This window comes from Halapricum sp. CBA1109 (assembly GCF_009741825.1).
In the GTDB taxonomy this organism is placed as follows: Archaea; Halobacteriota; Halobacteria; order Halobacteriales; family Haloarculaceae; genus Halapricum.
The window spans coordinates 1-11,180 of sequence record NZ_WPCA01000091.1; the positions used below are offsets into that span (position 1 = coordinate 1).

The window sequence follows — 11,180 nt, forward strand, 5'->3', positions numbered from 1 at the left end:
GTCGTCTCCTCGGTCTCCTCGGCGGCGGCGGTCTCCTCGGCGGGCGCGGTCTCCTCGGCGGGCGCGGTCTCGTCAGTATCGTCGTCTGTCATAGACACGCTTTCGGGTGGCGCTCTCAAAAGGGTTGTCTTCACTCTACGCGTGCCGTCGCCGCCACAAAAGCGACAGGCCGACGCCGACGACCAACAGGACGACGAGGTTGAACGCCGCCTGGAACAGCGGTTCGTACTGCCTGACGACCAGCCGGGAGATGGCCGTCGAGACGCTGGTGTAGAAGCCGACGGCGGCGATGGCGCCGAGCAACAGCAACACGCCGGCCCCGAGGAGTTCAGCGTAGTACTGGGCGTCCGAGCGGTCGGTCGCCGCATCCGGGTCGCTGTCGTACTCCTCGAACGGTTCATCGGTCGTCTGAGTCTGTTGGGTGTCAGTCATCGGTCCTCCGTGCGACGGCGAGTGCTGCGCCGAGGACGGCGAGAATCGCTGCGACCACACCGAACCCGGGACCCGCGCCGTCGGCCGTCTCCTCGACCGTCTCGTCGTCCGCGCTCGGGTCGGCGGCGGAGTCGTTGGCGAAGGCGTCGGCGTCGACGTCGACCGATTCGGTGTCGGTGTCCTCGCTCACCTCCCGCGTGGGGTTCAGGTCGGCGACGGCCGACTCGGTGTCGACGATGACGTCGTCGCGGGTGAGGACGGCGTCGAGTCGGTAGGTGTAGTTGTCCGGCATCCGGAGCGTCACCCGTGGGTTGGCCGTCCGCCCCGGGCGGACATCCTCGACGGGAATCGTCGCGCGGTCGGCGACGATGTTCGAGTGGGTCTGACGGGCGCGGACGAGCAACTGCAGGTCCCCCGCCGGGTCGTCGCCGGCGTTCGTCAGGAACGCAGTGGCGTTGACCCGGACAGTCCGGTCGTCGACCGACTCGACGCTGTAGGCTATCGTCGGGAGCGAGCCACCGAACTGGTGGAATCGGAGGCCCGACTCGGCGTAGTCGGGCGTCAGTCCGTCGAGGCCGGAGACGTGTGACCGCCCGGACGCGACCCGCGTCCCGTTCTCGAACACCAGCGTCTCGATGCGGTAATCGCCCGACCGGTTGACCGTCAGCGTCGTCTCGACCGGGTGGTCGCCGGGCGAGTCGACGGTCCCGACGGACGCCCGCGTCCGGGTGTCGATCAGTCCCGTCTCCTGATCGACGGCCCGGACGAGTATCGTGACGTTCTCGACCGGTCCGCCGGTGTGTTCGAGCCAGTTCGTCACCGTCAGCGTCGCCGTATCGCCCGAGACGGCCCCGGGCGTTATCGGCGTCTCCCGGAGCGTCAACTGTCCGTCCGACTGTGTCAGCGAGGCCTCCGCGGTCGTCCCCGGTACCGCCACCACCCCGAGGATGGCGACGGCGACGACGGCGGCCGCAGTGAACCCCATAACGTATTCGCGTCTCACGTTCGGCGTGTCTTCAGTGTTGTATAAATGCTTTCTGTGGCGGGAAATAGCGAGACAGCGCCCGATAAGTGCTTTGTGGTCAGAACGCGCCGAGGCTTGACTGTAGCTGTCGGTCGTCGGCCTCGGCGCGGACCTCGTGGCCCACCAGCGACCGCATATCAACGGCGTAGGTCGATCCGCCGCGGTCCAGCACCAGCACGCGACCCTGCGTGCCGCGGACGGTTCCGGTCGCCAGCGTCTCGGCGACGGGTCGCTCCGAGAGGGCGAGTCCGTACGCGAAGTCGTAGGTCTCGATGGGGTCGAACCGGGCGAGCAGGTCCGTCCACGCGGTTTCCTCGACCGACCGATGGAGGCCGTCTATCTTCGTCGGGACGCGCACCCGGTCGCCGACATCGGCGGCGATATCGGCCTCGAACTGTCTGGCGACGCGCCCGTCGGTTACCGTCCGGAGGTGGGCCGCGCGGTCTGCGCCCTGCTCGCGGAGGCGGGTGTCGAGTCGCCACGACCGGGTGACGCCGACCTTGAACGTCGCCGGAGCGAAGGCCGCGAGGTAGACGGCGTGTTCCTCGTGGCAGGCCTCGACCGGCATCGAGCAGTCGCCGGTACAGCGCGCACACGGCCACCGCGAGCGGTGCTGTGCGCAGTAGGGAGCCGACGCGTCCTCACAGGCGAGATGGCGGTCGCCGTCGAGCGTCCCCGCGCAGTGTCGCCCGTCGAGGGTAAACTGAAGCTCCCGGCCGGTCGAGAGAGGTTCGCGGTCGACAGTGCCGTCGCTGGCGAGCAAGAGTGCGGGCTCACCCTCGGAGGCGCCGGTGTCGTAGCCGACGATCTGCACACCTCTATTTGCCGACGGACCGGCTTGGCCCTTTCCAAACACCGAAGGGATCTCCCCGCGGACCTCGGGTATGGGCGTGGACTGCTCGGTCACGACTGAGCGGGGGGCGTCGCTGTCGATCACCGTCACCGCCGAGAACACCGGCTCGGAGCCGGTCGAGTTGACCTTCTCGGACGGCCAGACGGTCGAAGTGATCGTGCGGGCCGACGGCGAAGAGCGGTTCCGCTACGGCGAGGGGATGGTGTTCACGCAGGCGGTCCGGACCGAGGTCCTAAGTCCGGGCGAGCGATTGGCCGAGACCGTCGAGTGGGACGACCCGGACGACGACGCCGACACCGTGGCGGCGTGGCTCTGTACGAGCGACGCCGATTGCCGGGCGGAGACAGCGCTGTGACGACCTCGGCAGTGGGAAAAGCCGAGCCGTTTATCAGTCGGGACGACGGACCGAAAGTTATGTACGAGGACAGTGTGCGGACACGACGCCGCTTTCTCGCCGGCGCGGCGACCGCGACGGCGATAGGCGTCGCTGGCTGTGGCGGCGACGGGAGCGACACCGAAGACGACCCCGACGACGGTACGGACCCGACGACCACCGCGGCGGCCCCGACGAACGCCGGCGTGCTCGACCCGCCCGTCGCCGGCAACCCCGACGCCGACGTGACCGTGATGGTCTTCGAGGACTACGCTTGCCCTCACTGTGCGGACTACTCGCTGAACGTCTTCCCGGAGATACGGAGCCAGTATATCGACACCGGGGAGATACGCTACGAGTTCCGTGACTTCCCTATCCCGGTCTCGGCAGAGTCCTCACGCGCCGCGAGCGCCGCCCGGGCGGTCCAGGACACCGTCGGCGACGCGGCCTACTACACCTACGCCAAACAACTGTTCGAGAACCAGAGTGACCTTGGACTCGACACCTACGAGAGCGAGGCCAACGACATCGACGGCGCGGACCCGGCGGCCATCCGAGCGGCCGGTGCCGAGGAGTCCTACAGCGCGACGGTTCAGGCCGACCGCCAGCGCGGGATCGAGATGGGCGTCGGCGGGACGCCCGAGGTGTTCGTCGACGGGTCGATAGTCGAGGGCGGCGCGACGGTCGACAGTATCTCCAGCGCCATCGAGGACGCGCTCTGATGGAGGGCGAACCGGAGGTCGTCGTCCTGCGGCTTGGCCACCGCCCCGGCCGGGACGAGCGGATGACGACCCACGTCGGCCTGACCGCGCGAGCGCTGGGAGCCGACCGGCTCCTGCTGGAGGACGCCGCCAGCGGCCGGAAAGAGACCGTCACCGACATCACCGACCGCTTCGGCGGCCCGTTCGACGTCGAAGTGACCGACGAACCGCTGGGCGTCCTCCGGTCGTGGGAGGGGACCGTCGTCCACCTGACGATGTACGGCCTCCCGGTCCAAGACGTCGAGGACGACATCCGGGCCGCCCACCGCGAGGACCCCCTGCTGGTCGTCGTCGGCGCCGAGAAGGTCCCCTTCGAGGTGTACGACCGCGCCGACTTCAACGTCGGCGTGACCAACCAGCCCCACTCGGAGATAGCGGGCCTCGCCGTCTTCCTCGACCGTCTGTTCGAGGGCCGGGAACTGGACCGTGAGTGGACCGACGCCGACAAGCGCGTGATTCCGCAGGAGGAAGGCAAGCGCGTGGTCGACCCGAACGACGACGCGGAGTGATCAGGGCTCGTAGCCGTCGATGTCCTCCGCGGGGTCGTCGACCGGTCGACACTCCGTTGGATAGGGACTGCCCGCGACGGGGCTGGCCCAGTCGGTCGCGTTTCTGAGGACTTGCTGTATCTCCTCCTGATGGTAGACCGGATAGGTCTCGTGGCCGGGCCGGAAGTAGAAGATGCGGCCCTTCCCGCGGCGGTAACAACAGCCGCTTCGGAACACCTCCCCGCCCTCGAACCACGAGATGAACACGAGGCGGTCGGGTTCGGGTACGGTGAACGGTTCGCCGTACATCTCCGCCTCTGGCACGACGAAGCTCTCCGGTAGGCCGTCGGTGATGGGGTGGCCCGGGTCGACGACGTGGAGCCGTTCCCGTTCTTCGGCCTCGCGGTAGGTCAGGTCGGCGGGCATCCCCAGCAGTTTCCGGAACGGTTTGGAGTGGTGGCCCGAGTGCAGGACGACCAGTCCCATCCCCTCACGAACTCGCGTCGCGACGCGTTCGGCGACCGACTCCTCGACCTCGTCGTGGGCGAGGTGCCCCCACCACAGCAGGACGTCCGTATCTTCGAGCGCACCCGGCGGAAGCCCGTTCTCTGGCTCGTCGAGCGTCGCCGTCGACGTGTCGTGGCCCGCCTCGGCCAGCAGGTCGGCGATGTAGGTGTGGATGCCGTCGGGGTAGAGGTCGGCAACGCGGTCGTTCTCGCGTTCGTGGATATACTCGTTCCAGACCGTTATCGAGGCCATACCCGACCCACCGGCCGGCGGGCCGATAAATGGCGGTGGTCAACAGGAACTGTACTGGGAGTCCCCCGGGTCGGTCCCGTCCGATTCGTCCGTGACGGTTCGGCACGCGCGGTTGCCGGCCGCGTCGACGGCGACGATACGGACGGTGTACTCGGTGCCGAAACTTCCCAGTTGGGTGGATGTCTCGCTCCCGGAAGCCGTCGTGTAGGACGCCAGAGTCGTCCCGCTACGGTTGACCGTGACCGTCGTCGAGGCGAGGTTCTGGTCGGTGGCCGTCCAGTCGACGGTGTACGACTCGGCCCAGAAGAACAAGAAGACGACCTGTCCGTCGTCCACCACGTCGAACGTCGCTATCGTCGGCGGCGTCGTGTCGACGGTCAGCGTGCCAGTCGTGGCGGTCGCGGTGTTTCCGGCCACGTCGGTCGCAGTGAGCGTGACTGACTGGTTGCCCTCTGTCGCGTTCGGGCCGACGGTCGCCGTGGTCGTGTAGACGCCGTCGCTATCGGGGTCAGCCATCGAGAGAGTTCCAGCGTCGAACGCCGACGCGTCGGCCGTGACGGTATCGACACCAGAGCCATCGTCGAAGACGGTAGCCTCGACGCGGATCGTGTCACCGTCAGATACTGTAGCGTTACTGTCGGTCGCGTCGACCAGTGTCGGATTGGTAACCGTCGGCGGCGCGTTCACGTCGACGGTCCGCGTCCTGTTGTCCTGTTCGCCGGCCCCGTCGGTGACCGTCAGCGTCACGTCGTAGGTCCCGCCGCTGTCGTAGGTGTGGTCGATCACTGGGTCGGCCGTGACCGCCGTCTCTCCGTCGCCGAAGGCCCACTCGTAGGCGGTAATCGACCCGTCGTCGGTCGCGTTGCCTGCGTCGAACGTACACTCCAGCCCCGAGCAGTTCCGTCCGAACCGCGCCGTCGGCGGATCGTTGTTGTCGACCGTCCGCGTCGTGTCGTCGGTTGCGCCGAACGAGTCGGTGACGGTCAGCGTCACGTCGTAGGTGTCGCTGGTGTCGTAGGTGTGTTCGACTGTCGGGTCAGCCGTCTCGGCAGTCGTCCCGTCACCGAACGCCCACGTGTAGTTCGCTATCGCGCCGTCGTCGGTACTGTTGCTCGCGTCGAAGGTGCAGGTGCCGTCCGAACACGCCTGGCCGAACCGGGCCGTCGGCGGACTGTTGACGCGGACGGTCCGCGTCTCGGTGGCGGTCAGACTGTCGTCGTCGGTCACTTCGAGGGTCACGTCGTAGCGGCCCGGAGCGGGGTAGGTGTGCGTCGCCGTCTCGCCGCTTCCCTCGTAGCTCCCGTCTCCCGTCCAGTCCCAGCGGTAGCCGGTGATCGACCCGTCCGGATCGCTGGAGGCCGATCCGTCGAAGGTGATAGACTCGCCGCTCCCGGGCGAGTCCGGCGTGTACGTGACGTTCGCCGTCGGCGGTTGGCTGACGACGACTTGGACCGTCCGCGTCGTCGTGTTCGTCGCCGACCCGTTGTCGACGACCCGCAACCGGACAGTGTAGTTCCCCGGCGCGTCGTAGGTGTGTGTCGCCGTCTCGCCGCTCCCCTCGTAACTCCCGTCGTCGGTCCAATCCCAGTCGTACCGATCTATCGTCCCGTCCGGGTCGCTGGAGGTGGACGCGTCGAAGACGATGGACTCCCCCGGCGTCGGGTCCACGGGAGCGTACTCTATCCGCGGGCTCGGTTCGGCGTTCGTCAGCGGTGCGTCGGGAGGATCGGGGGTGCGCGCGCTCCGCGTCACGTCCGCGAGGACGCTGTTCGAGGGTACGTGGACGACGATGATCCGAAGGTCGCCGGCCCCCTGATCGTGGTCGTGGCGGAACCGCTCACCGGGGTCAAACCGGTCGTCGCCATCGCCCCGTCGCTCGTCGAAGGTCGGCAGGTCGTAACGGCTCTCCTCGCCGTTGCGGACCACTACTTCGACGTCCGCGACATCGACGGTGTCGCCGCCGCCGTGCGTGAGCGTGACGTTGTCGGGAGTGACGGAGACGTTGAGGTCCACGCGGGGTTGGCTCTCGGCGTCGTCGGCGACATTGCCGATGACGAGGACGCCGATGGTGATGGTGGCGACGGCGAAGACGCCGACCAACAGGACGACGCCGACCGTCTCGGATTGGGCGCGGGCGGTCATCGTCAGAGCGGGATCGTTATCTCGGTCTCGGTCCCGTCGTCGAAACCGAGCCTGACTGTCACAGACGATCCGGGACTGCGTTCTTGGTTGTTGCTCTGCCGGAACTCACCGACGGTGTATCGCGTCCGCTGCCCGGCCGACAGCGTGCTCGGCGTGTCCAGCGGTTCGGTATCTGTCGGCCCGATTGCGAACGGCGTGTTGGTGTCCAACAGCGAGGCGGTCCGGTTGCTGTAGAACTCGGGTCCACCGTCGTCGGTGTAACTGTTGCCGCCGCCTCTGGATCCGTTACCGATCTGATCCGGCTGTCCGGACTGTGTGCTGACGACGGTGATATTCTGTATCGTGACGTCAACCGGGCCGGTGTTCTCCAGGGCGAAAGACGCTATCTGGTCGCGGCCACCGCTCGTCGCCCCGCTTCCGGAGACGTTCCGGACGAAGGCAGCACTGGTCCCGTTGACCACGGTGTCGGTCTGGCCGACCGCCGCGCGGTTGTCGGCGCTGTCGTTGGCGAACGTCAGCGTCAGCTCGTACTCACCGAGGTCGCCCATCGTGTAGGTGCCGGTCGTGTACTCGTAGCCGCCGGTGACCTCGTTCTCGCTGATGTTGTTCGATCTGGTGAACGTGTTCACGACCGTCCCGTTCTGGTAGACGACATCGACCCGGGCACTGGCCAGTCGCTCGCTGGCGGTGAATATCGCCCGGACCGTCGTCTCCGAGGGTTGCTCCGCCCGGAAGTCACTGATCGTCGGGACGATGGTGTCCTTCAGGGTCGGGTCCGACAGCCCGGTTCGGTCGCTCGTCTGGCCCACGTCGTCCCGGAGGTACGCGTCGACCTCGACCGTCCCGTCGGGGAGTCCGGAGACGTCGACGCCCGTGATGTTCGTGTACCGGCCGTTCGCGTCCGTGACGACCTTCGCGACGACTATCTCGTCGCCGGTCGTCGCGTTCGTGACGTTGATCACGGCCGTCTCGTCGCCCGCTATCGTGTCGGGTTCGCGGATGCCGACAGTGATCCCGTTCTCGTTGCTGGCGTTGATCGCGTCGGGCACGATGAACGCGTTGTTCGGCGTGCTCGGGACGTTCGTGTCGACGACGAACGAGACGGTCCGCTCCGTGTTCATCACGTTGCCCGCTTCGTCCTCGGCACCGGAGACGACGGCCGTCGTCGTCACGTCGGCGTCGTTGTCCTGGAACTCGATCACCTGAACGTACGTCGTCGCGTCGACCCACCCGGAACTCCCCGATAGAACGGAGTAGTTGTTGCTCTGGGTGAGGTTCTCGTACTCGATCGTCGGCGCCACACCGGTGTCCATCGACTCGTTGAACGTCAGCGTGAGCGAGCGCTTGACGTTGGCGTTGGCCTCGCTGTCGTTGATGACGTCGTCGGTGTCGTTGAACGCCGCGGACGCGACCGACGGCGGGTTGGTGTCCGAGATGGACACCGACTGGGTCGTGCTGTTACTCGCGCTGTCGTCGTCCGTGACAGTCAGCGTCACGTCGTAGGTCCCGCCGCCGTCGTAGGTGTGGCTAGTCGTCTCGCCGTTGCCCGAGTTCCCGTCACCGAACTGCCAGCTGTAGCTCGCGATGGAACCGTCCGGGTCCGAGGAGCCCAACCCGTCGAAGTCACAGGTCAGCGACGCACACGACGCCGTGAACGACGCCGTCGGCGCGCGGTTGGTCACAGTGATGGTCTCGGTCGCCTCGTCGGTCGCGCCGTCGTCGTCGGTCACCCGGAGGACGACGGTGTAGGTCCCGTCGTTCGGGTAACTGTGTGAGGGGGTCTGGCTGGTCGCCTCGAACGTCCCGTCGTCGGTCCAGTCCCACTCGTAACTCGCGATGGAACCGTCCGAGTCCGAGGAGCCCGACGCGTCGAAGTCTATCGTCTCACCGGTCGCGACCGTCGTCGAGGAAGCGGTGAACGACGCCGTCGGGGCCGTGTTGCTCGTGTCGCTCGTGCCGTCGACGACGTCTATCGACAGGCGGTCGCCGCTGCCGCCGCTGGCCGCGTACACCGTGGTCTGCCCCGGGTTCGTCGGCGAGAACGTCGTCGACGCGTTGCCGTTGTCGGCGGTCGCGTTCGACGACGGCGACACCGTCCCGACGGTCGCATTGCTCACCGCGAACTCCATCGTCGCGTTCGTCGCCGTGGGGTCCGTGTCGGCCGTCAGCGCGACCGACGACGTCTCGTTTGTGAAGACGGTACAGGTCCCGTCCGGACCGCTCGGGCACTCGACACCGGACTGCCCGGACGGGTCCAGCCAGTCCACCGCGTACGCCCCGTCGCTCCCGTTCGTGGGACTCGATAGCCCGCTCCCGTCGGTGTTCTCGACGGTCACGGGGACGGTGACGTTCATCGCTGTCGTGTTGTCGAACGTCGGGGCGTCGGTGGCGTTCGACGGCACCACGAGACTCGCGTTGAGCAGGTCCGTCCGCTGGGCTGCGTCCGAGATGTCCGTCGGCGCCTCGTAGGTGAACGTGACCTCGCCGGCACTGTCGCTGCGCGAGCGGTCCGGGGAGACACCCGAGGCGCTCCGGTTCGTCCCCGCGTAGACGAACTGCTGTCCGACGGGGTTGTTCAGGGCGTCCCGGACTTCGACGGTCACCGTTGCCGTCCCACCCTCCGGGACGGTCGTGCCGGCACCGTCAGTGTCGGTCAGGTACGCCACGTCCGGCCGGTCGGTCCCCGTGCCCACGCCCGCCTGCGTAATCCGCAGGTCGTAGTCGACGCCCCGTCTGAGGACGACCGAGACGATGCGGTACTCCTCGCCCGGAACCTCGGTGGGGTCGACAGCGACGACGTTCCCGCCGCTCCCGTCGGGGCTGACGAACTCGCTGGCGAGGATGTCACGCCACTGGTCGGCGGTCAACTGCGTCGCAAAGCGGAGCGTCACGTTCTCACCGGGCGTCGCGTTGGTCACCGTCACCGTGTTCGCGGAGGCGCTTATCGGCCGAACGTCGACCGACGCCGACCCCGAACGCGTGGTGTCGTAGGAGCCGTTGAGCGTGACCAGCGAGATGCGGTCGTCGGAGATCAGCCGCTGGCCCGTCAGCGTCAGCGTCGACCCCGGGAACTGGTTGTACAGTACCGACTGTTCGAAGCGCGTGACCGGCGCTTGCGTGTACTCGTTGTACCCCGGGCGGTAGACCAACCCCCCGGTGTTGTACGACCGGTTCACGCCGGTCCAGAAGTCGCCCGTCTCGCCGACCGCCTCGGCGTTCCCGACGGTCGCGTTCTGTGACATATTTGCGGTCCACAGAGACCGTAACGATCCGCTCGGCGTCCCGGGGTTCAGCGCGACGACCCGACTGGGGTACTGGGTGCCGAGCGTCACCGACACCGACTGCCCGCTGCCGCCGCCCTCCGTCGAGACGATGGCGTTCCGGAGGTCCTGGAGGTCGCCCTGTACGCGCTGGTTGTGGTTGAACTCCACCTCGCGGTTCTGGTCGGGGACGACGACGGCCTGATACAGCGAAAACGAGAGGACGAGCGCACCGAGCAAAAGCACCGCTCCGATCTGGATAGACTGGGCGCGGTCGGCCGCTCGAAACGACATTGCCCGTACCTCACCGCCCGACGGATAAAAAGTTGGTTGCCACCTCGGGGGAAGAGCGACCTCAGTTCTCGTCGTCCTCTTCGACGACTTCGGGGTCGCTCATCGCCGTCTGGAGGCTGTCGAGGCCGTTGACCCACTCGGCGACCAGTCCGAACTCCAACTCCTCCGCGACCGAGCGGTCCAGTTCCTCGCCGTCGATGATCCGCGTCCCGGCCTGCGCGCAGTAGCCAAGCGCCGTGTCGAGGTCCTCCTCGGACTCGGCATCGCTTGCCGCCTGGATGTACTCGCCGACGCTGCCGTCGGCGACGCCGCCGATCATATACTCCTCGGCGGCATAGAAGACACAGACCAGCGAGGTCTGGACGCCGTCGACGAGCATCCGTTTCTCTTCGTCCTCGATGTCCGTCTCCGAGAGGACGACCTCGCGGATGTCGGCCAACTCCTCTAGGGCCGCCTCCTCCTCGAGGATGTCGTCCTCGAAGTCGGTGATGATCTTCGCCACCGCGATGGCGGTGTCGTCCTGCAGGTTCAACAGCAGGCGGGCCGAGTCCTCGTCCTCCGGATCGATCTCCTCGTCCGCGATGCGGTCGAGCCAGTTCTGCCAGCGTTCGTCGGTGTAGTACTCCCCGGGTGGTGTGCTCATGTCCAGAACGTTCGTCGCTCGGGGGATATGGTTTTCGTTGCTGGCGGCGAGTGTGGAGCGCCCACATACGGACGGAGCGACCGGCCCCGCGTCCGACCCCGGGAGAGCGCCGAACGGCCTCATAGTGTTTCGTGTAGGTCATTTCGGTATC

The 11,180-nt window shown here is 67.3% G+C and carries 10 protein-coding genes; 3 read left to right on the top strand and 7 right to left on the bottom strand.

Features of this window, described 5'->3' with window-relative positions; translation table 11 throughout:
* Positions 1-135: 135 nt before the first annotated feature.
* The 3 genes from GJ629_RS10665 to GJ629_RS10675 all read right to left on the bottom strand — a co-directional run bounded on the left by GJ629_RS10665 (position 136) and on the right by GJ629_RS10675 (position 2,270).
* Entirely contained in the window at positions 136-432 is a 297-nt protein-coding gene (locus tag GJ629_RS10665; RefSeq protein WP_157513009.1) for a hypothetical protein, read from the bottom strand.
* Entirely contained in the window at positions 425-1,435 is a 1,011-nt protein-coding gene (locus GJ629_RS10670; RefSeq protein ID WP_157513010.1) for a PGF-CTERM sorting domain-containing protein, read from the bottom strand. Before GJ629_RS10670 ends, GJ629_RS10665 begins: the two co-directional genes overlap by 8 nt.
* A 79-nt stretch (positions 1,436-1,514) precedes the next feature.
* On the bottom strand, positions 1,515-2,270 hold the full coding sequence (locus GJ629_RS10675; protein WP_370515868.1) for a DUF2797 domain-containing protein: 756 nt from the start codon (positions 2,268-2,270) through the stop codon (positions 1,515-1,517).
* Positions 2,271-2,340: 70 nt separating this feature from the next.
* Here GJ629_RS10675 and GJ629_RS10680 point away from each other — a divergent pair, with 70 nt between their 5' ends.
* From GJ629_RS10680 to GJ629_RS10690, 3 genes are read left to right on the top strand one after another with little or no spacing between them, the layout of a single operon-like run.
* Positions 2,341-2,664, top strand: coding sequence for a BsuPI-related putative proteinase inhibitor (locus GJ629_RS10680; RefSeq protein WP_157513011.1), 324 nt, complete (start codon positions 2,341-2,343; stop codon positions 2,662-2,664).
* Between the two features lie 59 nt (positions 2,665-2,723).
* Positions 2,724-3,404 carry a thioredoxin domain-containing protein gene (locus tag GJ629_RS10685; RefSeq protein ID WP_157513013.1) on the top strand — a complete coding sequence of 227 codons (681 nt, stop codon included), beginning with the start codon at positions 2,724-2,726 and terminating at the stop codon, positions 3,402-3,404.
* Positions 3,404-3,952 carry a tRNA (cytidine(56)-2'-O)-methyltransferase gene (locus GJ629_RS10690; protein ID WP_157513015.1) on the top strand — a complete coding sequence of 183 codons (549 nt, stop codon included), beginning with the start codon at positions 3,404-3,406 and terminating at the stop codon, positions 3,950-3,952. The genes GJ629_RS10685 and GJ629_RS10690 overlap by 1 nt, the downstream gene beginning before the upstream one ends.
* Here GJ629_RS10690 and GJ629_RS10695 read toward each other — a convergent pair whose 3' ends face one another.
* From GJ629_RS10695 to GJ629_RS10710, 4 genes are all read right to left on the bottom strand, one after another.
* Complete coding sequence (locus tag GJ629_RS10695; RefSeq protein ID WP_157513016.1) at positions 3,953-4,690, bottom strand: ThuA domain-containing protein; 738 nt, start codon at positions 4,688-4,690, stop codon at positions 3,953-3,955.
* A gap of 39 nt (positions 4,691-4,729) precedes the next feature.
* Complete coding sequence (locus GJ629_RS10700) at positions 4,730-6,832, bottom strand: PKD domain-containing protein (RefSeq protein WP_157513018.1); 2,103 nt, start codon at positions 6,830-6,832, stop codon at positions 4,730-4,732.
* Positions 6,833-6,834: 2 nt separating this feature from the next.
* Complete coding sequence (locus tag GJ629_RS17120; RefSeq protein ID WP_157513019.1) at positions 6,835-10,386, bottom strand: PKD domain-containing protein; 3,552 nt, start codon at positions 10,384-10,386, stop codon at positions 6,835-6,837.
* 61 nt (positions 10,387-10,447) lie between these two features.
* Complete coding sequence (locus GJ629_RS10710; protein WP_157513020.1) at positions 10,448-11,029, bottom strand: DUF2150 family protein; 582 nt, start codon at positions 11,027-11,029, stop codon at positions 10,448-10,450.
* Between the last annotated feature and the right edge of the window lie 151 nt (positions 11,030-11,180).